Annotated in this window: 19 protein-coding genes and 1 pseudogene; 9 read left to right on the plus strand and 11 right to left on the minus strand. The window is 58.4% G+C overall.

Annotation, left to right across the window (positions count from 1 at the left end; translation table 11 throughout):
- Nucleotides 1-11: 11 nt before the first annotated feature.
- A pseudogene (gene uppP / locus RBH10_RS05390) lies at nt 12-1,488 on the minus strand (polysaccharide biosynthesis protein UppP).
- A 419-nt stretch (nt 1,489-1,907) separates the two neighbouring features.
- Between uppP and RBH10_RS05395 the strand changes: the two are divergent.
- The gene (locus tag RBH10_RS05395; protein ID WP_281038811.1) at nt 1,908-2,273 is read left to right on the plus strand and encodes a PAS domain-containing protein; all 366 of its coding nucleotides are present in this window, start codon (nt 1,908-1,910) and stop codon (nt 2,271-2,273) included.
- A 61-nt stretch (nt 2,274-2,334) separates the two neighbouring features.
- A complete protein-coding gene (locus tag RBH10_RS05400; RefSeq protein WP_281038812.1) occupies nt 2,335-3,330 on the plus strand; it encodes an SIS domain-containing protein in 996 nt (331 codons plus the stop codon).
- Between the two features lie 3 nt (nt 3,331-3,333).
- Here the strand turns inward: RBH10_RS05400 and RBH10_RS05405 are convergent, their stop codons facing one another.
- The 6 genes from RBH10_RS05405 to RBH10_RS05430 form a co-directional block, all read right to left on the minus strand.
- Entirely contained in the window at nt 3,334-3,801 is a 468-nt protein-coding gene (locus tag RBH10_RS05405; RefSeq protein ID WP_281038813.1) for an NfeD family protein, read from the minus strand.
- Between the two features lie 2 nt (nt 3,802-3,803).
- On the minus strand, nt 3,804-4,853 hold the full coding sequence (locus tag RBH10_RS05410; RefSeq protein ID WP_045023695.1) for an SPFH domain-containing protein: 1,050 nt from the start codon (nt 4,851-4,853) through the stop codon (nt 3,804-3,806).
- A gap of 59 nt (nt 4,854-4,912) precedes the next feature.
- Entirely contained in the window at nt 4,913-5,947 is a 1,035-nt protein-coding gene (hemH, locus tag RBH10_RS05415; protein ID WP_281038814.1) for a ferrochelatase, read from the minus strand.
- Nucleotides 5,948-6,304: 357 nt separating this feature from the next.
- The gene (locus RBH10_RS05420) at nt 6,305-8,242 is read right to left on the minus strand and encodes a 5'-nucleotidase C-terminal domain-containing protein (protein ID WP_281038815.1); all 1,938 of its coding nucleotides are present in this window, start codon (nt 8,240-8,242) and stop codon (nt 6,305-6,307) included.
- A gap of 216 nt (nt 8,243-8,458) precedes the next feature.
- Nucleotides 8,459-8,833: an outer membrane lipoprotein Omp10 gene (omp10, locus tag RBH10_RS05425; RefSeq protein WP_003511448.1), complete on the minus strand. Its 375-nt coding sequence runs from the start codon at nt 8,831-8,833 to the stop codon at nt 8,459-8,461.
- A gap of 148 nt (nt 8,834-8,981) precedes the next feature.
- Entirely contained in the window at nt 8,982-10,427 is a 1,446-nt protein-coding gene (locus RBH10_RS05430) for a homospermidine synthase (RefSeq protein WP_281038816.1), read from the minus strand.
- A gap of 341 nt (nt 10,428-10,768) precedes the next feature.
- Between RBH10_RS05430 and RBH10_RS05435 the strand changes: the two genes are divergently transcribed.
- Nucleotides 10,769-11,677 carry a GGDEF domain-containing protein gene (locus RBH10_RS05435; RefSeq protein WP_281038817.1) on the plus strand — a complete coding sequence of 303 codons (909 nt, stop codon included), beginning with the start codon at nt 10,769-10,771 and terminating at the stop codon, nt 11,675-11,677.
- Here the strand turns inward: RBH10_RS05435 and RBH10_RS05440 are convergent.
- Entirely contained in the window at nt 11,674-12,309 is a 636-nt protein-coding gene (locus RBH10_RS05440; RefSeq protein WP_045023703.1) for an aminotransferase class IV family protein, read from the minus strand. The two genes, RBH10_RS05435 and RBH10_RS05440, sit on opposite strands and share 4 nt — an antisense overlap.
- A gap of 53 nt (nt 12,310-12,362) precedes the next feature.
- Complete coding sequence (locus tag RBH10_RS05445; RefSeq protein WP_281038818.1) at nt 12,363-14,213, minus strand: M3 family oligoendopeptidase; 1,851 nt, start codon at nt 14,211-14,213, stop codon at nt 12,363-12,365.
- A gap of 169 nt (nt 14,214-14,382) precedes the next feature.
- Between RBH10_RS05445 and RBH10_RS24860 the strand changes: the two genes are divergently transcribed.
- From RBH10_RS24860 to RBH10_RS05455, 3 genes are all read left to right on the plus strand, one after another.
- Nucleotides 14,383-14,976, plus strand: a complete 594-nt coding sequence (locus RBH10_RS24860) for a sigma-54-dependent transcriptional regulator (protein ID WP_372339770.1) — start codon at nt 14,383-14,385, stop codon at nt 14,974-14,976.
- Nucleotides 14,922-15,926, plus strand: a complete 1,005-nt coding sequence (locus tag RBH10_RS05450; RefSeq protein ID WP_372339781.1) for a sigma-54 interaction domain-containing protein — start codon at nt 14,922-14,924, stop codon at nt 15,924-15,926. The genes RBH10_RS24860 and RBH10_RS05450 overlap by 55 nt, the downstream gene beginning before the upstream one ends.
- Before the next feature lie 176 nt (nt 15,927-16,102).
- Nucleotides 16,103-18,010, plus strand: a complete 1,908-nt coding sequence (locus RBH10_RS05455) for a DUF882 domain-containing protein (RefSeq protein WP_281038820.1) — start codon at nt 16,103-16,105, stop codon at nt 18,008-18,010.
- Nucleotides 18,011-18,091: 81 nt separating this feature from the next.
- On the opposite strand, the gene pyk is transcribed toward RBH10_RS05455, so the two are convergent.
- The gene (pyk, locus tag RBH10_RS05460; RefSeq protein WP_045023710.1) at nt 18,092-19,531 is read right to left on the minus strand and encodes a pyruvate kinase; all 1,440 of its coding nucleotides are present in this window, start codon (nt 19,529-19,531) and stop codon (nt 18,092-18,094) included.
- Complete coding sequence (locus tag RBH10_RS05465) at nt 19,531-20,013, minus strand: DUF1036 domain-containing protein (RefSeq protein WP_173989039.1); 483 nt, start codon at nt 20,011-20,013, stop codon at nt 19,531-19,533. The genes pyk and RBH10_RS05465 overlap by 1 nt, the downstream gene beginning before the upstream one ends.
- Nucleotides 20,014-20,208: 195 nt before the next feature.
- On the opposite strand from RBH10_RS05465, the gene RBH10_RS05470 reads away from it, so the two are divergent.
- The 3 genes from RBH10_RS05470 to RBH10_RS05480 all read left to right on the plus strand — a co-directional run bounded on the left by RBH10_RS05470 (nt 20,209) and on the right by RBH10_RS05480 (nt 21,724).
- Nucleotides 20,209-20,997 carry an N-formylglutamate amidohydrolase gene (locus RBH10_RS05470; protein ID WP_281038821.1) on the plus strand — a complete coding sequence of 263 codons (789 nt, stop codon included), beginning with the start codon at nt 20,209-20,211 and terminating at the stop codon, nt 20,995-20,997.
- A gap of 15 nt (nt 20,998-21,012) precedes the next feature.
- Entirely contained in the window at nt 21,013-21,318 is a 306-nt protein-coding gene (locus tag RBH10_RS05475) for a DUF1244 domain-containing protein (RefSeq protein ID WP_281038822.1), read from the plus strand.
- Between the two features lie 148 nt (nt 21,319-21,466).
- A complete protein-coding gene (locus RBH10_RS05480) occupies nt 21,467-21,724 on the plus strand; it encodes a DUF2312 domain-containing protein (protein ID WP_281038883.1) in 258 nt (85 codons plus the stop codon).
- Nucleotides 21,725-21,728 lie beyond the last annotated feature (4 nt).

A 21,728-nucleotide genomic window follows, 5' to 3' on the forward strand; every position in this document is an offset into this window, starting at 1 on the left:
TTCGGGCAACGTTATCGTTTCAGAACAAGCCCCGCGCCGACGCGCAGCTCGTTGCTGTCATAAACCGGCGTCCACTGATAACTGACATCAGCCGTCAGATCGAGATAGCGGTTCAGCCCCCAGGTCAGGCCCGCGCCTGCGGTATATTCCACGGCATTCTCAATGTCGGAGGAGGGGGAATGTCCGGTGCACGATCTGTCCCGTCAGTCGCGCGACGAGGTTGCTGCGCAATTCGTGGGTCAGCCCGGCATCCAGCCGATAGGAAACCCAGCCGCCCTGCGGTCCGCCAGCGAAATCCTCTATCATCGTACGCAGGCCGAGATTAACGTTGGTGCCGCGCTGGGGCGACCAGTTCAGTTCGCCGTCCAGTGTCAACGCGCCGATGGAAGCGATGCGGTCGTCGTCATATTGCTTGCGCAAATAACCGATGGCGGCCTCGCCACGGGTCTTCTCGCCAAGATCGACCTCGGCTCCGATCTTCGCGCCGTAGGAATTCGAAGACCTGGCGTAACCGGTATTGTCCAGACGCTTGTCATATTTGGTCGTTCCCGCGTTCAGTTCGAGGAACGGGATCAGGGCCGGCGACAATTCGTAGCCGATGCGACCGCGCAGGTTTGCGCCATTCTGGTCACGATCGCTGAGGCTGATCGGCTGGCCGTTTACGCCCTTTGCATCCGTGTAGACCGTGCGCGAGAGATCGAGTGCCGCCAGCCCGCGCAGCTTGCCGAAATCCCGTTGGATCGATGCGCCTGTCGTGAAGCGGTGTTCTCCGCCCTGCACGGAAGCGCCGGTCAAAGCGTTGGGGTCCGTCGTGCCTTCACGACTGAATTCGTAACCGGCCTTGAGATTGGCCCTCGTTTCTTCGCCGAGGTCGAGGCGCAGATCGGCTTCTACCCTCGCCCTCGGCTCTTCGCCATTCTTGCTGCCGAAATTTTTCTCCCAGGCGCTGTCGCCTGTCACCGTCAGCGCGTGGCGGGACCAGTCACTGGTCAGCGTGCCACGGATGCCCGTCGTCAGATAGTTGCGTCTGGAGGGACCGCCGGTGTTCGTCTGCTTTTCCGTATTGATCGTCTGGCTGATCGAAGGCCGCAGCAGGAATGTGCCGATCCTGATACCTGGCGTTTGGCCGGGTTCGGTCGCTATTCGCGGATTTTCACCGCCGTCTACCGTCGGCTCATAGGGGTTGTCGGCGTCGGCATAAGGCTGGCCCGCATCTTCCTGCTGTTCGGAGATTGCGTCGCCGGGATTGTTCGAGGGACGCCATAGTTGCTGAGCGGGTGCCGCTCGCACCGCACCTGCCTCGGTTTCCGTCGCCGGGTTCTCTGGCGGTGGTGTTTCGTCGCTGGATGGAACCGCGACCGGCAGCCGCGTGGCCGCAGTCTGCGCGAAAGCAGTTCCCGGGGTGTAAAGAAGCGTGCAGGCGAGCAGCAGCAGGGTTGCTGCTTTCCGCGACGTCGGCAGACGTGTGGCGGTGCCCTTCACAATCATTCCTCTTCACCCGGCGCATTTGGCCGATGCCGGATCGAAAGTCCGTCTAAGCATTTCCTTGGGGCCGAATGAGCGGCGGACCGATGAAATGACGTGGACAAACTGAGGGACCAGACACGCGACGCAAGTTTTAACATCGCTTTAACAATAGGATTTTTATGGTTAACAGTTGATAAAGATTGCCGAAATTTCAGCGCGCCGGTGACGGCTGAAGAAATCAGCAACCCTTACTATCCAGTCCGTAAGTCGCATTTCTTCTGCTGGAGTACTGGAGCAAATATGCCGCAATTCAAAATATTTCTAATATGATCAGATTTAAACGTTTCAATTTGGCACGGAATTGTCCTATAATTGAGCTCAACTGATCCAGTTACTTTAGCAATCCATTAATTTCTTATATTGTGTCACAGCGTCGTTTCATGAATCCCGTTTTGAACATCAAGCATGTCGGTTTTTATTGCTGGGATATTACCAATGACCGATTCTATCTAGACGAAGTATGCGCTGAACTTTTCGGCATTCCGCTGAGGCAGGCGATGCAGGGCATCAGCATTTTCCAGATGCTCGAAAAAGTGGACATTGGTCATCGAAACCATGTCATCGAAACCGCCCTGACCACTCTGAAGGCCGCAAGCTTTTACAGCCAGGAATATGCCGTGCGCCGTAACGATGGCTCGATCTCATGGGTAAGGACGGTCGGGCGATATCTGGTTGACGAAGAAAACATCCCTTTCAAGCGGTTGGGAACGATGGAGGAAATTTCTCCGCCAGACCGTCGCCACTAAAACACGGCACTCTTCCGGCTGAAGAGTAGACTTATTCCGGTTGAAATAGTAACAGTCGGCCATGATTACGCGCGCCGTCAAACTCGTCGAAGACAATGCCATCGAATCCGCCGTGCGGACGATTTCGATGGAGCGGGCTGGCCTTGCCGCTCTTGAAGAGGCTCTCAGGAGCGGTCTTTCCGAGCCTTTCTGCAAGGCGATCGAGACGATTGGCCAGTCGAATGGCCGCCTTATCATTACCGGTGTCGGCAAAAGCGGCCACATAGGCGCCAAGCTTGCGGCGACTTTCGCCTCCACGGGAACGCCTGCGTTCTTTGTGCATGCGGCGGAGGCCAACCACGGCGATCTGGGCATGATTGGCGGTGACGATGTGGTGTTGGCGATCTCCAAAGGCGGCGAAAGTGCTGAGCTGCGCAGCATCATCAATTATTCGCGCCGCTTCTCCATTCCGCTGATCGCGCTTACCTGTTCCGAGAATTCATCGCTAGCGAAAGCCTCCGATGTCGTGCTTCTGGTTCCCAATGAACAGGAAGCCTGCCCGCTCGGTCTTGCGCCCACCACCTCCACCCTGATGCAACTGGCACTTGGCGATGCCCTTGCCGTTGCGCTTCTGGAAGCGCGCAATTTCACTGCGGGCGATTTCAAGGTGTTTCACCCCGGTGGCAAACTGGGTGCCGGCCTCACGCTGGTCAGCGATATCATGCATATCGGCGACCGGGTGCCGCTTGTCGGCAAGGGAACGGCCATGCCGGAAGCAGTCGGTGTTCTCTCTCGCAAGCATTTCGGCTGCGTTGGCATTCTGGATGAGGATGGCCGTCTCTGCGGCATTATCACCGAGGGCGATATGGCGCGAAACCTGTCGCGCAATCTCGCCGAATTGACGGTGGACGACATCATGACCCGCAACCCGAAAACGGTCAAAAAATCGGTGCTGGCGACCGGCGCTCTGGCGACGCTGGAAAAATTCCACATCGGTGCGCTGATCGTGGTCGATGACGATAACCGACCGATCGGGCTGGTGCACTTCCACGATCTTCTGAGGATTGGCGTCGCCTAATTGTTATGACCGGTCGAGCGGCTCTATCGTCAGGGTGCGGCCACGCGCTGCCGCGATCCTGACGCGCGTTCCTGCCGGCATATCCTCGCCGTTGACGGACCACCAGGTGTCATCAAGCCGTATCCGGCCGCGTCCTTCAACGATTGGCTCCTGCAGGGTCGCGGTGCGGCCGATAAGGCTTGCTTCCCGCTGATTGAGGAAGGGTTCGTCGCTTGTCTCACCATTCCGTGCGAAATACCTCCGGCCAAGCAGGGCGAAAGCGATGGAGAGTGCGGCAAACAAGACAAGCTGCAACTGCCATACCCAGAATGCCGTGTCCCACAACAGCAGGGAGGCTGCACCGATCACCAGCGCGGCAAGGCCGATCCAGATCAGGAACACGCCCGGAGCGACAAGCTCGGCGGCCAGCAGAACGAAACCGACGATCCACCAGCTCCATGGCCCGAGTTCTGAGGCAAGCCGTTGCAGCATCGTCATTCCTCCGATGAAGAGCCGAAGGGATTACCGGGAGCCGCCACTTTGATGGGCTGGCCTGAGGGGCGCGTCGTCGGCACCGAGCGGGGCGATGAGGGTGGCGCCGGAGTGGATGGCGTATCGCCCTTGTCGCCAAAGACGTCGCGGGCGATTGCCCCTATACCGCCGAGCGAACCGATCAACGCGGAAGCCTCCATCGGCATCAACACGATTTTCGAATTTTTGGCTGTGCCGATATTGGAGAGTGCTTCGGTATATTTCTGGGCGACGAAGTAGTTGATGGCATGGACATTGCCAGCGGCGATGGCTTCAGAAACCATGCGCGTCGCCTGTGCTTCGGCCTCGGCGAGGCGTTCGCGGGCCTCGGCATTGCGAAAGGCGGCCTCGCGCTGGCCTTCGGCTTCCAGAATGGCCGACTGCTTCGTGCCTTCGGCGCGCAGGATCTGCGCATTGCGTGCGCCTTCCGCTTCCAGCACCTGGGCGCGCTTTTCGCGCTCGGCCTTCATCTGGCGCGCCATGGCGTTGACCAGATCCTTCGGCGGCGCGATGTCCTTGATCTCGATGCGGGTGACCTTAATGCCCCATGGGCCGACAGCTTCGTCCACCACGCGCAGCAACCGCTCGTTGATGGTGTCGCGGTTTGACAGCAACTCGTCGAGATCCATGGAACCCATGACCGAGCGGATGTTGGTCATGGTCAGGTTCTGGATGGCGCCCTCCAGGTTGGAAATCTGGTAGGCGGCCTGGGCGGCGTTCAGCACTTGGTAGAAGGCGATGGCATCGGCCGAAACGCTGGCGTTGTCGCGGGTAATGACTTCCTGGGTCGGAATGGTCAGCACCTGCTCCATGACATTCATGCGTGCGCCGGTCCGTTCGAAGAATGGCACGATCAGGTTGAGGCCCGGCTCCAGCGTGCGGACGTAGCGTCCGAACCGCTCCACCGTATAGCGGTTGCCTTGCGGTACGGTCTTGATACCGGCAAACAGCACCAGAATGACCAGAACCACCGCCACCAGAACGACAATATCGAAACCGCCCAATGCAATCATCACTTTTCCTCCAGGGTAAGAACCGTCCGGGATTTTACCCCAGCATCGTCATGGCAAGATTACACCCAGCCTTGTAACTCCCGTCGTACAACCTTTTCGAGAACATTTATACCTTCGACGCTGTCGTTCAGGCACGGGATATGGGTAAATTTTTCGCCACCATTATGCAGGAAAATCTCACCGGCTTCACCGGCTATTTCCTCCAGCGTCTCAAGACAATCCGATACAAAACCGGGATTCATGACGGCGATGCGTTTGATGCCCTCGGATGCCAGCTTTTCCACGGTCTTGTCGGTATAGGGCTGCAGCCATTCTTCCGGTCCGAAACGTGACTGGAAGGTGATCATGAAGTTCTTGTCTGTCCGTCCCAACGCTTCCCGCAGCAGGCGGGCGGTTTTCTGGCAATGACAATAATAGGGATCACCCTTTTTGAAATAGGATTGCGGAATGCCGTGGAAGGAGGTGATCAGCATCTCCGGCTCCCAGTCCAGCGTTGCCAGATGGTTTTGAACGGAGGTGGCAAGCGCCTCGATATAAGCCAGATCGTCGTGATAGGGCGGCACGGTGCGCAGTGCAGGCTGCCAGCGCAGCTTCATCAGGTGTTCGAAAGCCTTGTCGTTCACCGTTGCCGTGGTTGATGCGGCATATTGCGGGTAAAGCGGGAAAAGCAGGATTTTCTCGCATCCCTGTTCCTTCAGCGCGTCGATTTTCGAGGCGATGGAAGGCTGGCCGTAACGCATGGCCCAGTCGACGACGACATTGGGCAAATCCTTCAGCGCCTCTGCCATCAGTTCGCCCTGGCTGCGGGTATAGGTGCGCAGATAGCTTTCGTTGCGCTCCTGGTTCCAGATTGCCTCATAGGCCTTGCCGACCTTCTGCGGGCGCTTGTTTAGGACGATGCCGTAAAGGATCGGATACCAGTAAAGCCGTGACCATTCGATCACGCGTTTGTCGCTCAGGAATTCCGCCAGATAACGGCGCATCGGCCAGTAGTCGGTACCATCAGGCGTTCCAAGATTGACGAGCAGTACGCCGACCTTGCCAAAACTTGTGCGGGGATGGTTTGCGGGAAGCGCGGATAGTTCTGTCGTCATCAATGACACCTGAAACTCGGACTGGTTGCGTGAGAGCGTTTCCGTTTCGGATAAAGGGCGGAAACGCTCCATCTTTTGTTTTTATGCATGGCCGGACGCCAAGCCGTGGCGCGGTTTTGCCGGAAATGCTCAAGCTATACGCTCGTGCCGTCAATTGGTTCACGTGTTCTAGACGAAATTTTTCAGGATTGAACCACCAGCGCGGGTGATTTCCGAGATTGGCGGCCGGGCGCGATGTTTTTTGACAACAAGCCGCCGGTAACGAACTGTATTTAATGGATAAATAACAAGCCGGCCCCCATTTTTGAGGGCCGGCTTCCTATCTGCGGCAAATTGCCCTGTCTGTCCGTTCCCGGCTTATTGAGCCGGAACCTCCAACTCCTCACCGATCTCGATATGGTTCGGATGCTTCAGCGTGTTCGCCTTGGCGATCCTCGTCCAAAGCGCGCCGTCGCCATACTTCTCCGCCGCGATCTTCCAGAGCGAATCGTCCTTTTCGACGACATATTTGCTGGCGGCAGCAGCAGCTGCTGCGGGCGTGGTGGTGGCAGGTGCGTTCGCCGCAGGTGCTGCGGGAACCGGGGCCGGTGTGGCGGCCGGAGCGGGTGCACTTGCAGCCGGCGCTGGTGCACTTGCTGCCGGTGCCGGTGCTGCGGGTTTTGCCGGAGCCACGTAACCGGCCGGGGTCACTTCGCTGATACGGCCGTCCGTGAAGGGCTTGTAGGGGCTGTTGGCGGCGATATAGGCGGCTACAGCCTCTTCGAGGTTGGGTCCGAAGTCATAGGCGTTGATTGCTTTGGTCGCAAAAACCTTGAAGCCGTCACCGCCGGTGCGCACGTAATTATTGGCCGCGACGATATAGATCTTTGCCGGGTCGAGCGGCACGAAGGCGTCACCTTCTTTGACCTCGACCGATACGACGCGGCTGCCTGCCGGCTTCGAGCGGTCGAAGGAATATTTCATACCGGAAACCTGCATGAAACGGCCAGCACCGTCGTCGATCTGGCTGACGCCGTTTTCCAGCGCAGCGCGAATATCCTCGCCCTTCAGCTGGAAGGTCGCAACGGTGTTCTGGAACGGCAGAACCGTCAGAACCTCGCCCATAGAAACGTCACCGCTATCGATGGAGGAGCGCAGGCCGCCGCTGTTTGCGAAAGCGATGGTAACGCCCTGGTCCTTGACGCGGGCAAGCGTCGCATCCGCGACCAGATTGCCCATCGAGCATTCCTTGACGCGGCAAATCTTGCGGTCCCCTTCGATCGGGCCTTCAGAAGAGCCGACGACCTTGGTTTTCAGTGCCTCGATCGGCGCCTTCAACTCATCGATGCGCTTGAGCGTAGCTTCATCGGGTTTGAACGACGAGTCGATCAGGATGGGATCACCCTTGCTTTCCTTCACAACGCCGCTGTCGTCGAAGACGACGCGCAGGTCGCCCAGATATTTGCTGTACTGCCCGGCCTGAACGACCGGAACCTTGTAGCCGCCGGGATTGTCGACGAGTGTCGGATAAGGCCCTTCGGCTTTCTGGTCGGTGTTGGAGAGCAGCGTATGCGAGTGGCCGCCGACCACGACATCCACATCCGGAATCTTGGCAATGAATTCGAGGTCGCGCGGATATCCGACGTGGGTGAGGGCGATGATCTTGTTGACCCCCTCCTGTTTCAGCTTCTGAACCTGTTCGGTGATTTTCGCGACGTCTTCGGCAATGGTGATATTGGGACCGGGCGTTGCAAGTTCCGCCGTGTCGTTGGCAACGGCGCCGACGATGCCGATTTTCTGTCCACCGACTTCAAGTACGATGGAAGGCTTGACGCGATCGCCGATTTTCGAGGCGGCGCTGGCAACCACGTTGGCGGTTACGACCGGAAACTGAACCTTGTCGAGGAAGCCGGCAAGCCCGTCTTCACTGTCGTCGAACTCATGGTTGCCGACGGTCATGGCGTCGAACTTCATGGCGTTCAGCACCTCGGCTTCAACAGTGCCCTTGTAGGTGGTGTAAAACAGCGATCCTTGAAAATTGTCGCCGGCATTGAGCAGGAGAACGTTCTTGCCTTGAGCCTTGAGCGCGTCACGGGTCTGGTTGATTGCGGTCAGGAGGCGCGCAGCACCGCCGAAGCATTCGTTTTTGCCTTCCTCTTCCGCCGAGCAGGTCGAGTCGAATTTATTGATTGATTCGATACGGGAGTGAAAATCGTTGATGTGAAGAATGTTGAGTTCGTAATCGGCCAGAGCCGCTCCGGCCGAAAGCGTTATCGCCGAAACGCTCAGCATGCCCAGTCCCAAAATTTTCTTCATGGTCCCTCTCTCCTGTTCAAAGCGGAAGCCCCGGCTGGTCGATCATCATCCGGCCGTGCTCATTCTCTAATCTGAAAGTATGTCAGTCTTTCAATGCGCGATGTTTCCATTTAGCGGCAGCTGCCGCAAGTGAAATTATGACAGGCGCGCAATAAAGAAAAACGCACGCGTAAAGCGTGCGTTCCAGAAGGTCATCTCATTGAAAAGGTGATGTTATCAGCCTTGACGTGTCAGCGAGAACTGGCTGTTGCTGTCTGTCGTGCAGTTCAATTGTGACGGGGAGACGAGCGCGCAGTTGACGCGAGATTGCGTGTTGCGCACCAGCGACGTCATGTTGATTTCATAGAGCGTCGGCGAGATCGTGACATAGGTGCCGGAGGCCAGAAGCGTGTTGGTATCGGTCGAACGGGTAGAGAAAGCGCCGTTCTGGAACGTCGATACGATGCCGTTGCGGTCGATCCAGCGGCCGTCCACGGCCGGCCCGCGGGCAAGCGAGGGGGCCATCGACGTCTGCTGGGAGGGACCCGGCGCGACGCATGAAGACACCGCGATTGCGGCACAAAGCAAAGCAGCGCTTGTCTTGAAGTTCATGAGCCTGTTCTCCTGCGATCCGATGAAACCCTTATGCTTCGACCATGCCGTGAAGCGTTATTTATTTCAAGGCAACGTTGTTTGCTCTCCCGGGTTCCTGACGTCCCGTATGAAAACACCGGCGTGACAAATATGAGACGCCATGCCCTTAGCGCACGAGGATGTTGCGGAACTGCCAGGGGTCCGAGGTGTCGATATTGTCGGGAAACAGGCCCGGGCGGCCGTCGAGCGGCGTCCAGTCCGTATAATGTCCCTCGACCGGGCCGAGATAGGGACGCTGCACTTCAAGGCAACGGCGATAATCCATTTCATCCGCCTCGACGATGCCCACTTGCGGATTTTCAAGCGCCCAGACCATTCCGGCCAGCACGGCGGAGCTGACCTGCAATCCGGTCGCGTTCTGGCTGGGGGCAAGCGAGCGTGCCTCCTGCAAGGTCAACCGCGAACCGTACCAATAGGCGTTTTTGTCATGACCATAGAGAAGAACGCCCAGCTCGTCGGCGCCATCGACAAGCTCGTCTTCGCCAAGCACATGCTGGATCGCCTGCGGTGTGCCGCCATTGCCGAAGAGTTCGTGCAGGGAAAGAATGGCGTCGTTGCAGGGGTGATACGCATAATGACAGGTGGGGCGGTAGATCACGCCGCCATCGTCATTGCGGACGGTGAAATAGTCAGAAATCGAGATGGCTTCGTTGTGGGTGACCAGAAAGCCATATTGCGGGCCCTGACCCGGACACCATGTCCGCACCCGGGTGTTGGCGCCAGGCTGATCGAGATAGATTGCCGCCTTGCTGCCCTTTTTCTGCTTTTTCGCGTTTTTCGGCAGCCAGTTTTCATGCGTCCCCCAGCCAAGTTCGGCGGGTTGAAAACCTTCGGCGATAAAACCTTCGACGGACCAGGTGTTCCAGAAAGCGCCGAAAGGCTTTGGCTCCTTTGCACGCTGCGTATCGCGCTCGGCCACATGCACGCCCTTGACGCCGAGCTGTTGCATGAGCTTTGCCCATGCCTGCTGGTCATGCGGTTGCGGCTCTTCGATCTCGAGGCCGGTATCCTTGGCGAGATTGATCAGCGCCTGTTTCACGAACCAGGATACCATGCCCGGATTTGCGCCGCAGGTGGAAACCGCCGTTGCACCGCCCGGTTTGCGCGCCTTTTCTTTCAGCAGGGTCTCGCGCAGCGAATAATTGGTTCTTGAGGCATTGTCGGCATCGGCATCGAAATAAAAGCCGGGCCATGGCTCCACCACGGTGTCGATGTAGAGCATGCCATGTTTGCGGCAGAGCCTCATCAGATCGACTGATGCGGCATCGACCGAAAGATTGACGCAGAAGCCCTGGCCCTGGACCCCTTTAAGGAGCGGCTTGAGCACTTCCTTGTAGTTTTCCTTGGTCAGATGCGTGCGGATATGACGAATGTTCCGCTCGGCCAGATACGCTGCGATATCCTCGCGCGGGTCGATAACGACGAGCCGGGTCTTGTCGAAGTTGAAATGACGTTCGATCAACGGAAGAGTGCCGCGCCCGATGGAGCCGAAGCCGATCATGATGATGGGGCCGTCAATATCGCCGTAAATCGGATGGTTTGCGTCCGTCATTCGTCATTTTTCCTTTTTAAGCCAATAAGTAAGCTAGATCATAAAAGCGTGCCACAATAAAGGGCAGGTGGATGACGGACATATGACGGTGGCGCAAGACGAGGATGTGAAACAAGACGGGGATGTGAAAATTGCGATCGGTTTGCGTGTGATGATCCCGTTCTGCGGGCTTAAGATCTGGCGAGATTGAAGGTGCGACCTTCCGACCGCATTCTGCCTCTTCGCATTTTAGAGAGTACGTTTATAATTAAGTTCTTCTTTTCGTGTATATGTCCAGAGACTTGGGGGTTTTGGCTGGATGACGAAAGGGGGGCTTTTCGCCATCACAGGAGTGTTGCCTGTTGAACAGTCTTATCGAGCGTGTCGCAGCGCTTCAGAGTGCCACCCCCGTTCTTATTGCGCTTTACGATTCCGAGGACCGGTTGCGGCATGCCAATCCGTCGTTTCGGGAAAGCTTTCAGCTTGCTGCCGATGATTTTTCGACCTGGGCGGATATCATGCGCATGAACCACCGTCTGCGCACAGGCGTTGTGGTCAGAAACAATGATTTCGAGGGATGGCTCCTGTCGGCGCAGTCAAGGCGCGGCAAGCTGCCGTACCGTGCCTTTGAGATGGACATGTATGACGGTCGCTGGTTCTGGATGACGGAGACGGTGCAGCAGGATGGCTGGATGCTGTGTGTCGCAAGTGATGTCACCGAATTGCGTCAGGGTTACAGAACCCTGCGGCAGGACCGGGATCTGGCTGTGCGCGCCTCGCAGACGGACGAATTGACGGGAACGGCGAACCGGCGTTTCGTTTTCGCGAAACTGGCATTGCAGGTGGAAAGGGTCGGCAAGGGGCTCGAAGCGCCCTTTTGCCTTTGCACGCTCGATATCGATTTTTTCAAGCAGATCAACGATCGCTTCGGCCACAAGTGCGGAGATGCGGTTCTGCGCGATTTTGTCGGCATCGCCCATTCCGTCATTCGGCGGGTTGATTGTTTCGGCAGGATCGGCGGTGAGGAGTTCATGCTCATACTGCCGCGCAGTTCGGTTGCCGAAGGTCGGGAGATCGTCGAGCGGCTGCTGCAAAGGGTGCGTGTTTCCAGACCTCTCTCCGAGTTCCCGGATTTTTCCTACAGCTGTTCCGCCGGAATGACAGCCTATCGGCTGGCGGAAAGCGCCGACGATGTTTTCATGCGTGCCGATCAGGCTCTCTATGCGGCCAAGGAGAAAGGCCGCGACCGGCTTTTGGCCGTGACGGCTTAGATCAGCTCCGCCGCAATCAACCCATGCAGCGAATTGCCGACGAACAGCCGCCGGCCGGCAATATCCTGCGGTTTCAGCGCCTGTCCGCGCGCCTTTCGCTCGCGGATCAGATCGGCGCGCAGGACGCCCGGCAGAATGCCGCTGTCGAGCGGCGGCGTCAGCAATTGCCCGTCCGGCATTTCGACGAAAATGCTGGTTGATGATCCCTCGCACAATTCGCCGCGTTCGTTGAGCAGGAGAACCTCGTCCGCATCCGCAGCTGAAAATTCGGCTCGGGCGGCATCATAGGGCTCCCGGCGCGACGATTTGTGGCGATAGAAAGTATCCGTGGAGTCGAGCGTGGTCTCTTTTGCAATGCGGACCCGCCAGATCGCGTCTTCCTGCAACGGCCGGAAGTCGACCGTTTCGATGTCGATCTCGCCCTTGTAGTTCATCACCAGTTTGACGCAGAGCGGGTTTTCGCCACCCACCTTCTTCTCCAGCGCCTGAACAGCATTGACCGGAGCGCGGAAACCCAGCGCATCGGCGGAGCGCAATAGCCGGCGCATATGCTGGTCGATGCGCTGAAAGCCCGACTGTGGCTCCCAGCGCAAAGTTTCTCTCAAGGTCAGATCGGCGGGTTTGCGTTTCATTGCCTTTGCTCGTCGTCTGTACTCATGGTCGGTGTTTTCGCCGGCAGGAGCGATTACGCCTGCTTGTTATCCAGCGCTTCCAGCTCGTCGATCAGTCCTTCGATCATAGCAAGACCCTTGTCCCAGAAGGAAGGGTCTGTCGCATCAAGGCCGAAGGGTTTCAGAAGCTCCGAATGGTGCTTGGTGCCGCCCGCTTTCAAAAGCTCGAAATATTTCTCCTGAAAGCCTGCCTCAGCCTTCTGATAAACCGCGTAAAGCGAGTTCACCAGGCAATCGCCGAAGGCATAGGCGTAAACATAGAAGGGCGAATGGATGAAATGGGGGATGTAGGTCCACCAGGTCTCATACCCTTCGGAAATCCGGATCGCCGGGCCGAGGCTTTCGGCCTGAATGGAAAGCCACAATTCGCCGATCTGTTCAGAGGTGAGTTCACCCTGCTTGCGGGCGGTGTGCAGCTTGCGCTCGAATTCGTAGAAAGCGATCTGGCGCACGACTGTGTTGATCATGTCCTCGACCTTGCGGGCGAGCATGGCCTTGCGCTCCCTGACGTCCTTCGTGTCGTCAAGCAATTTGCGGAAGGTCAGCATTTCACCGAAGACGGAGGCGGTTTCGGCAAGCGTCAGCGGTGTGGCGCACATCAATGCGCCTTGGCCGCCGGCCAGTACCTGGTGCACGCCGTGGCCAAGCTCATGGGCAAGCGTCATCACGTCGCGTGGTTTGCCGAGATAGTTGACGAGCACATAAGGATGGGCCGAAGGGACGGTTGGATGCGCGAATGCGCCCGGCGCCTTGCCGGGGCGGGCGGGCGCGTCGATCCATTCTTCATCGAAGAAACGCCGTGCGATATCGGCCATCTCAGGCGCGAAATCGCCATAGGCGGAAAGTACGGTGTCCTTTGCCTCATCCCAAGGGATGATGGTATTCGACGTATCGGGAAGCGGCGCGTTGCGGTCCCAGTAGTCCATCTGTTCCATGCCGAGCCATTTCGCCTTCATGGCGTAATAACGGTGCGAAAGGCGCGGATAGGCGTTTTTGACCGCGGCGGCCAGCGCATCGACAACCTCGCGCTCGACACGGTTGGCCAGATGGCGGCTGTCGGCAATGTCCTCGAATTTGCGCCAGCGGTCGGAAATATCCTTGTCCTTGGCGAGCGTGTTGGTGATGAGGGTAAAGACCCGCAGATTGTTCCTGAAGGTGGCGCTGAGCGCCTGCGCCGCCTTTTTGCGGGTTTCCGGCTCTGGCTCCTGAAGCATGTTGAGCGTTACTTCCAGCGAAAGGCTTGCGCCGTCTATGTCGAAACGCAGGTCGGCCATGGTCTCGTCGAACAGGCGGTTGAAGGCGGCCGCACTCGTCATCGATTTTTCGAGGAAAAGCTGCTCCAGCTGGTCGTCGAGCTGGTGCGGCTTGTCCTTGCGCAAATCCACCAGCCAGGGCCGGTAGTGCCCGGCCGCAGCATCGTTTGCCATGCAGGCGTCCATCACCACATCGTCGATACGGTTGAGTTCCAGCGTGAAGAACAGCAGATGCGCAGAGATATCAGTCAGTTTCGCCTGGGCGTCGCCGTAAAGTTTGCCATTTGCCGGGTTGGACGTATCGGAAAAATAGGTCAGCCCGGCAAAGGAACCGATGCGGCCGATAAGATCGTCCAGCGCTTCATATTCCCTGAGGGCGGCACCGATATCCTGGTTTCCCGTCGCCTTTGCCGCGGCCTCAAGCTTGCCCTTCCATTTATCCTCGAAAGCCGCCGCCATTGCCGCTGCCTTCTCGATATCGCCTTTGTATTCCGGCGAATCGCCCGAGGGATAGAGGTCCGAGAGTTTCCAGCCGGGCAGGTCGCCAAGCACAGGGCCGGAGGTTTCGGCAAGGGAAAACACGGGTTGGTGGGTGAGGCGGTTGAGGGTCATCGGAGGTGTCCTTCTGGTTATGCCTGCGAAGCACATGGAGCCTTTGTTTCCCGCGCCAATGGATAAAATGCAAGCAAATCTCAAAACTGGATGTTCAAGTCTCCCGTGTCAGAGTGCGTCACAAGGGACCGCATGATGCAGGTCCATAAACCGGAAACCGGAGCCAAAAATGACCGCGCATGTTCTCGTGATAGACGATGATCCCGTCCAGCGTCGCCTGCTCAAAAATGCGGTGGAACGTTATGGGCACCTGGCCTTGCTTGCTGAAAACGGCAGGGCCGGGCTGGAATTGCTCAAGCAATATAGCGGCGAGATCAATGTTGTCGTCCTCGACCTCATGATGCCGGAAATGGACGGCCTCGCCTTCCTGAAAGCCGTTGGCGAACTTGGTGCCGATGTCCCCGTCATCGTCCAGACGGGACAGGGCGGCATCGATACCGTGGTGCAGGCCATGCGCGCCGGCGCCTTTGATTTTGTCGTCAAACCGGTTTCGCCGGAACGGATCGGCGCGGCCATCTCCAACGCCCTCAAGCTCGACAGGAGAGAGGCAAAGGCCCGCACGGGCAGGCGCGGACGGAGCAATGCAGTGAATTTTACCGATATCGTTTCCGCAAGCCCGGCCATGCTGCGGGTCATAGAACTGGCGCAGCGCGCCGCCCAGTCAAGCATTCCCGTGGTGCTGGAAGGCGATCGGGTGTGGGCAAGGAAATGGTCGCCCGCGCCATCCAGTCTGCTGGCGACAGGGCGAACAAGCCGTTCATAACAGTCAATTGCGGTGCGATCCCGCATAATCTCGTGGAAAGCATTCTCTTCGGTCACGAGAAGGGCGCTTTCACCGGTGCGACGGAAAAGCACATCGGCAAGTTCATGGAAGCGGATGGTGGAACGCTGTTCCTCGATGAAATCGGCGACCTGCCGCTCGACGTACAGGTAAAACTGCTGCGGGCGGTTCAGCAGGGCGAAATCGAGACCGTCGGCTCCTCACGCGTTCAAAAGGTGAATGTCCGGCTGATCTCCGCCACCAACAAGAACCTGATCGAAGAGGTGAAGGAAGGCCGCTTCCGCGAGGACCTTTATTATCGCCTCAACGTTTTCCCCATTACCATTCCGGCGCTGCGCCGCCGCAAGGAGGATATTCCCCATCTGGCGCGGGTTTTCGCGGAGCGTTTTTCGGCGGAACAGAAGTTGCCCAATCCCGTCGGCCTCGATGCCAGCGCGCTGGCGCTGCTGACAGCCTATGACTGGCCCGGCAACATCCGTCAGCTTGAAAACGCGGTCTTCCGCGCCGTCGTGCTGTCGCAGGGCGAGGAACTGGCTGATTCCGATTTTCCGCAGATCGCGCTGCAGCTGCCGGAATTTGCAGGCGGGGATGATGCGGGTGATTCCATCCGGTCGCCGTCCGGATCGTCGCTGAAACTCGCCGCCTATTCGCCTCCGCCTCCGCTTGCGGAAAGTCACGCCGTTCTGGATGAGGCGGCGGATATTTCCACCACGATTTACCGGGGCGGAAACCTGATCTCCAGCATGGACGACTCAGGCAATATTCGGAAACTGGCGGAGATCGAAGAGGAGCTTATCCGATCTGCCCTTCGTTTCTATCGCGGGCAGATGAGCCAGGTCGCAAGGAAACTCGGCATCGGCCGCTCGACGCTTTATCGCAAGCTGAAGGATTATGGCATCGATCCGGATGATCCGCTGCGGGATGCAGCCTGACGGCGCAAACCGCGTATTCGACGGCAGATAGCAAGATTCGTTAACTTCTGAGCAAGGATATCCGCTTACCGTCTATAAACCTCTTGTTAGTGGCTGATTCACTATGTAGAGGAAGGTTGCATGTGTGTGGCAATTTTGCCATCGTGTCACCGTATTTGACGTTCATTTGAGGCAATGTGACATTAATTGTCTTCCAGGCGGGGATCGAATTGCCATATCTGCATCGAAATATCGCGCTGTCGACTAAGATCGCGCGCGGCTTGATCAAGGATATTTGCACGAAGCTGTCGGCACGCGCTGTCACCTTTGCCTGCCTGATGCTCGCCGCAATGCCTTTCGCTGGTGTTTCGGCGACGGAAGCCTTTGCCGAAACGCGCAGCCTGAAACTGTATTATATCCACACACGCGAGAAGGCGGTCATAACCTTCAAGCGCAATGGAAAATACGATCAGAAAGGCCTGCAGGAGCTGAACCGTTTCCTGCGTGACTGGCGTCGCAACCAGCCGACGCGGATGGATCCGCGCCTTTTCGATCTTGTCTGGGAAGTTTATCGCCGCAGTGGCGCGACCGATTATATCAATGTCGTGTCGGCCTTCCGCTCGCCGGAGACTAACGGCCTCTTGCGGACGCGCACCAAGGGTGTGGCGGAAAAAAGCCAGCATATGCTCGGCAAGGCCATGGATTTTTACATTCCGGGCGTGAAGCTTGCCACCCTGCGCGAAATCGGCATGCAGATGCAGATCGGCGGCGTCGGATTTTACCCCACCTCGGGTTCTCCCTTTGTGCACATGGATGTCGGCGGCGTTCGCGCCTGGCCGCGCATGAGCCGCCAGGAACTCGTTCGTATCTTCCCGAAGGGCAATACGCTGCATGTTCCTTCCGACGGCAACCCGCTTCCCGGTTATGAGCAGGCGCTGGCCGATTACAAGAAACGCGTCAACTCCTCTTCCGTTCAGGTTGCTTCCAGCGCCGGTGCCGGCCCCGCCTCTTCCGGTGGCGGCGGCAAACGCAAGACGCTGTTGCAGGCGCTCTTTGGTGGAGGCGATGAGGATGAAGATCCCGATAGCATCGCAACGCCGGCACCCGCAGAACGTCCGGCTGTCGCGCGTCCTGCAACTCCGCCGCCCGCAGCGCCTGAGCCAGAACAGCCGATCGCCGTCGCTTCCGCACAGCCTCTTCCTGGCGTGAACGCTGCGCCGCTGCCGATCGCTCGTCCTGCATTCGGTAATCAGCCTCCGGCCAATACCGGCCTTGCGACTGCGCTTTATTCTCCGGCTCGCAATGCTGCGCAGGATGCACTGCAGGCTGCGACAACACCGACGCCGACCTCCGCTCCGGCCGAGCGCCAGCAATTTGCTGATCTGGCTGAGGTATCCGTGCCTGTGCCGACGCTGCTTGGGCGACGTGGCATGAAAGGCGATGCGGAAGGATCGATCCTGACGGCATCCGCGGATGGCTCGACGCCTGTGGCGACGGGTGAACTTGCCTCAATTCCGGTTCCCGCCAACCGTCCAGCTGTGGCGGAAGCCCTGCTGGCGGCGGCAAATGCCGATCCGGAAGGCGATGAAGATCTCGCCGAAGCGCGGAAGGATACGCTTTCGCCGACGGTGGTTGCTGCTCTGGAACAGAGCGGCCAGGCCGCCCGTTCGCAGATCCAGTCCGCCGCCGTGCCGACAGCTGCGCCGTTCCCGGCCGCTGTCAATCACAAGGTTACGGTCGCGCCTGCTGAAACTGCCAAGACAGAGCCACAGGCAGGTTTCGGCGATGCCTTCGATCTGAAGCCCTCCATCAATGGTGGCCTTACCGCCGGCTTGCCGACCAAGGGTTCGCGCCCGAGCAGGCAGGATGCAGCCGTTTCCCATCAGGCCATGGTCGGCGGTGGTCGTCTGACGCAGGATCTGATCTCGGATTGGGCGCTCAACCAGAACAAGGGTACGACCGGTCGCTCGGTGAAGGCGCCACGCGTTGTCGCCAACCGTATGCTCAGCCACGACATGTCGGCTTCGGCCACCTCGGCAAGCTTCAAGCCGGGTGCAGCGGCAATCGAGTCCAGCCGTTTCAGCACGCCAGTGAAGATGCACTGAGCCGCTTTTTGCGATGTGGCCGAAAGGCCAACAAAAAACCCGCCGGCGACGGCGGGTTTTTTGTTGCTTGGTATTCGGATATCAGACGCCGCTCTGGCCGTCCGAACCGATATAGGCGATGCGCACCATATTGGTTGCGCCGGGGGTGCCGAGCGGCACGCCGGCGGAGATGATGATGCGGTCGCCCGGCTTGCCGAAACCTTCCGAAACGACGATGCGACAAGCGCGGTTCACCATGTCATCAAGATCGCTGGCGTCACCGGTAACGACGCAATGCAGGCCCCAGACGACCGACAGACGGCGTGCGGTCTGAATGATCGGCGAAAGCGCAATGATCGGAACCTGTGGCCGTTCGCGCGCGGCGCGCAGACCCGTCGTGCCGGACGAGGTGTAGGTGACGATCGCTGCAAGCTTCAGCGTTTCGGCAATCTGGCGGGCTGCAAGCGAAATGGCGTCTGCGCCGGTTGCTTCCGGCTGCGGACGCTGCGCGTAGATGATGTTGGAATAATAGGGATCCTGTTCCACCGTGCTGGCAATGGACGCCATGGTCGAAACGGCTTCGATCGGATAGTCGCCGGAAGCGGACTCGGCCGAAAGCATGATGGCGTCGGCGCCTTCGAATACGGCGGTCGCAACGTCCGATACTTCCGCGCGGGTCGGAACCGGAGCTGTTATCATCGATTCCAGCATCTGGGTGGCAACGACGACCGGCTTGCCGGCGCGGCGGCAGGCGCGGGTCAGCTGCTTCTGGATGCCCGGAACGGCTTCCAGCGGCATTTCCACGCCAAGATCGCCACGCGCAACCATCAAGGCGTCGGAAAGCTCGATGATTTCTTCGATGCGCTCGACAGCCTGCGGCTTTTCGATCTTGGACATCAGGCCAACACGGCCGCGCGAAATCTTGCGCACTTCGGCCAGATCTTCCGGACGCTGGACGAAGGAAAGCGCAACCCAGTCCACTTCGTTGGTTTCAAGAACAGCATCGAGGTCGACACGGTCCTTGTCGGTCAGAACGCCAACACCGAGCAGGGTGTCAGGCAGGCTGATGCCCTTGCGGTCGGAAATCCGGGTGCCGGAAACGACCGTGGTGACGATGCTCTTGCCGTCGCTCTTTTCAGCGCGCAGGTGCAGCTTGCCGTCATCGATCAGCAGGCGGTGGCCGGGCTTGACCGCTTCGAGAATTTCAGGATGGGGGAGGAAAACGCGGGTGTTGTCGCCGGGCGTGTCGTTGTTGTCCAGCGTAAAGGTCTGGCCGGGAACCAGATCAACCTTGGTCTCGGCGAACTTTCCGACGCGCAGCTTGGGACCCTGCAGGTCGGCCAGAATGCCGATGGGACGGCCATTGCGGCTCTCAACCGAGCGGATACGCGCAATCAGCGTCCGCATCACGTCGTGGCTCGCATGGCTCATGTTGATCCGGAAAAGATCGGCGCCGGCCAGATGCAGCTTTTCGATCATCGCCTCATCCGAAGAGGCGGGGCCGAGAGTTGCAAGAATTTTGACTTTGCGGTTACGCTTCATCAGTTTTGATTTCCCTGTGTGCCTGGCGTATCGGAAAGCTGGACCATCCAGCTGCCTTGTCTGCCCGTGTCATATTCCTTGAAACCCATTCTCTGGAAGCTGCGGGCATAACAATCGTCTACGCCGGCGATCTTGAACTCGTTTTCCGCCACGCACATGTTGACGTCACCGGTCCAACGGCCGCCATGGGCGGCGTCTTCGGCATAGAGATAATAATAACGCGACTGCAACTCACCCTCTATCAGCGTTGCGCAGGTGGAGGAGGGGACCTGCCACCAGCCTTCGCTGACCCAGCCGTCTTGCCCCCGGTAGCCGATTGCGACCCCCACGAGATTTTGCGTGCTGTTGCAGACGCGGAAATCCGCATGCGCGGTCTCCACGAATACAAACGGGGTCAGAAACAATGCCGCTGCGGAGAAAAGACGGGCAAGATGCCGAAAGTGGCGAGGAAGAGCGAGAGATGACTGAGTCACGGCTTCCATCCGGATTCCATGGTTATAATGAACACACTTCTTGGCGTGGCCGCCAAAGAAAGTCAACGCGAGTTTAATCGATTATATTGTTCGTGGGATCGTGAGTGCGGTAAGGTAGATGGCTGTTCTGTCGCCGAAACTTGCGCCCGGCCTCAAGCCATGCCATCAAGCTTTTCTCCTCAATCCTGCCCCAGAAAATTATCGATGAACGACTTCATACCCTATGAAATCATAGAAGGCGATTATGACAAAGGCATGGTTCTTCTGGCGGACCATGCCATGAACCTCCTGCCGGCACAGTACGGCAAACTTGGCCTTCCGCAAACCGCTTTTCATCGCCACATAGCATTTGATATCGGTATTGAAGGGCTGACGCGCTCTCTGGCCGCCCGCCTTGGCGTGCCGGCGGTGCTTGGACGGTTTTCGCGCCTCCTGATCGACCCCAATCGTGGCGAGGACGATCCGACCCTCATCATGAAGATCTCGGACGGGGCGATCATCCCCGGCAACCATCCGATTTCGGACGAGGAATGGCAAAAGAGGATCGAGATTTTTCACCGGCCCTATCACGATGCCGTTGACCGCGTGCTCACTGGCGTTGCGCAGGCATCGGAGGAGGCGCCGCTTGTTCTATCGCTGCATTCCTACACGCCGTTCTGGAAGGAAACGCCGCGGCCCTGGCATGCGGCAGTTCTCTGGGACACGGATAATCGTGTGGTCGATCCGCTTCTGGGGCATCTGCGTGCGACCGGCGATATTCTTGTCGGCGATAACGAACCCTATGACGGTGCACTGAAGGGCGATACCATGTATCGCCATTGCATGATGAAGGGCATACCGCATGCGCTTCTTGAAGTTCGGCAGGACTTGATCGCGGATGCTGATGGGATTGCGGCATGGTCGGACCGGCTCGCTCCCATTTTCGCCGCAATGAACGACGATCCCGTTTTGCATGAATATCAGCTGTTCGCCTCTCGCACCGGCCCCTATTGAGCCTGGAGTTGCCCCATGACGACACCGAATGACCAACAGCAGATCGAATTCGAGGCGGCCGCATTCCGCCGTCTCGTACAGCACCTTCGCGAGCGTCACGATGTGCAGAACGTCGACCTGATGAATCTCGCGGGCTTTTGCCGTAATTGCCTTTCCAACTGGTACCGGGAAGCGGCAGGCGAGGCCGGGGTTGCGCTCAGCAAGGAGCAATCCCGGGAAATCGTCTACGGAATGCCCTATGAGGACTGGAAGGAAAAATACCAGGCGGAGGCGAGCGATGTCCAGAAAGCCGCCTTTGAGCAGAACAAGCCCACGGAATAACCCCTTATCGACGGAAACGACTTGACGTGAGGCCCGGCAATGGGCAGGTCACAGGCCGGAATTTTTGCTGCCCGGCTGGCGGCGACCGGCGAAAGCTTCGCCCGGATTTAATGAACAAGGCTCAGACGAGCTGCCAATGAAGGATGATATGATGGACGAAACGAACACCACAGAAACCGTCGCCGCCGCCGAACTGCGTCAATTCATCGAGCGCGTCGAGCGTCTCGAAGAAGAAAAGGCCGCCATTCAGGGTGACATCAAGGATGTCATGGGCGAGGCGAAGGGCCGTGGTTACGATACCAAGGCGATCCGCACGATCATCCGCCTGCGCAAGAAGGACGCCAACGAGCGTATCGAGGAAGAAACCATTCTTCAGACCTACATGGCCGCGCTCGGCATGGAATGATCGG

The organism is Rhizobium sp. AN73, from assembly GCF_030757975.1.
Lineage (GTDB): Bacteria > Pseudomonadota > Alphaproteobacteria > Rhizobiales > Rhizobiaceae > Agrobacterium > Agrobacterium arsenijevicii.

Excerpts from the sequence above, each read along its gene's own strand:
- RBH10_RS05480 (WP_281038883.1), top strand. The coding sequence starts at position 21,467 with ATGATGGACGAAACGAACACCACAGAAACCGTCGCCGCCGCCGAACTG.
- RBH10_RS05450 (WP_372339781.1), top strand. The coding sequence starts at position 14,922 with ATGGTCGCCCGCGCCATCCAGTCTGCTGGCGACAGGGCGAACAAGCCG.
- RBH10_RS05445 (WP_281038818.1), bottom strand. The coding sequence starts at position 14,213 with ATGACCCTCAACCGCCTCACCCACCAACCCGTGTTTTCCCTTGCCGAA.
- RBH10_RS05440 (WP_045023703.1), bottom strand. The coding sequence starts at position 12,309 with ATGAAACGCAAACCCGCCGATCTGACCTTGAGAGAAACTTTGCGCTGG.
- RBH10_RS05475 (WP_281038822.1), top strand. The coding sequence starts at position 21,013 with ATGACGACACCGAATGACCAACAGCAGATCGAATTCGAGGCGGCCGCA.
- omp10 (WP_003511448.1), bottom strand. The coding sequence starts at position 8,833 with ATGAACTTCAAGACAAGCGCTGCTTTGCTTTGTGCCGCAATCGCGGTG.
- pyk (WP_045023710.1), bottom strand. The coding sequence starts at position 19,531 with ATGAAGCGTAACCGCAAAGTCAAAATTCTTGCAACTCTCGGCCCCGCC.
- RBH10_RS05400 (WP_281038812.1), top strand. The coding sequence starts at position 2,335 with ATGATTACGCGCGCCGTCAAACTCGTCGAAGACAATGCCATCGAATCC.
- RBH10_RS24860 (WP_372339770.1), top strand. The coding sequence starts at position 14,383 with ATGACCGCGCATGTTCTCGTGATAGACGATGATCCCGTCCAGCGTCGC.
- RBH10_RS05405 (WP_281038813.1), bottom strand. The coding sequence starts at position 3,801 with ATGCTGCAACGGCTTGCCTCAGAACTCGGGCCATGGAGCTGGTGGATC.
- RBH10_RS05470 (WP_281038821.1), top strand. The coding sequence starts at position 20,209 with ATGAACGACTTCATACCCTATGAAATCATAGAAGGCGATTATGACAAA.
- RBH10_RS05465 (WP_173989039.1), bottom strand. The coding sequence starts at position 20,013 with ATGGAAGCCGTGACTCAGTCATCTCTCGCTCTTCCTCGCCACTTTCGG.
- RBH10_RS05410 (WP_045023695.1), bottom strand. The coding sequence starts at position 4,853 with ATGATTGCATTGGGCGGTTTCGATATTGTCGTTCTGGTGGCGGTGGTT.
- RBH10_RS05430 (WP_281038816.1), bottom strand. The coding sequence starts at position 10,427 with ATGACGGACGCAAACCATCCGATTTACGGCGATATTGACGGCCCCATC.
- hemH (WP_281038814.1), bottom strand. The coding sequence starts at position 5,947 with ATGACGACAGAACTATCCGCGCTTCCCGCAAACCATCCCCGCACAAGT.
- RBH10_RS05420 (WP_281038815.1), bottom strand. The coding sequence starts at position 8,242 with ATGAAGAAAATTTTGGGACTGGGCATGCTGAGCGTTTCGGCGATAACG.
- RBH10_RS05395 (WP_281038811.1), top strand. The coding sequence starts at position 1,908 with ATGAATCCCGTTTTGAACATCAAGCATGTCGGTTTTTATTGCTGGGAT.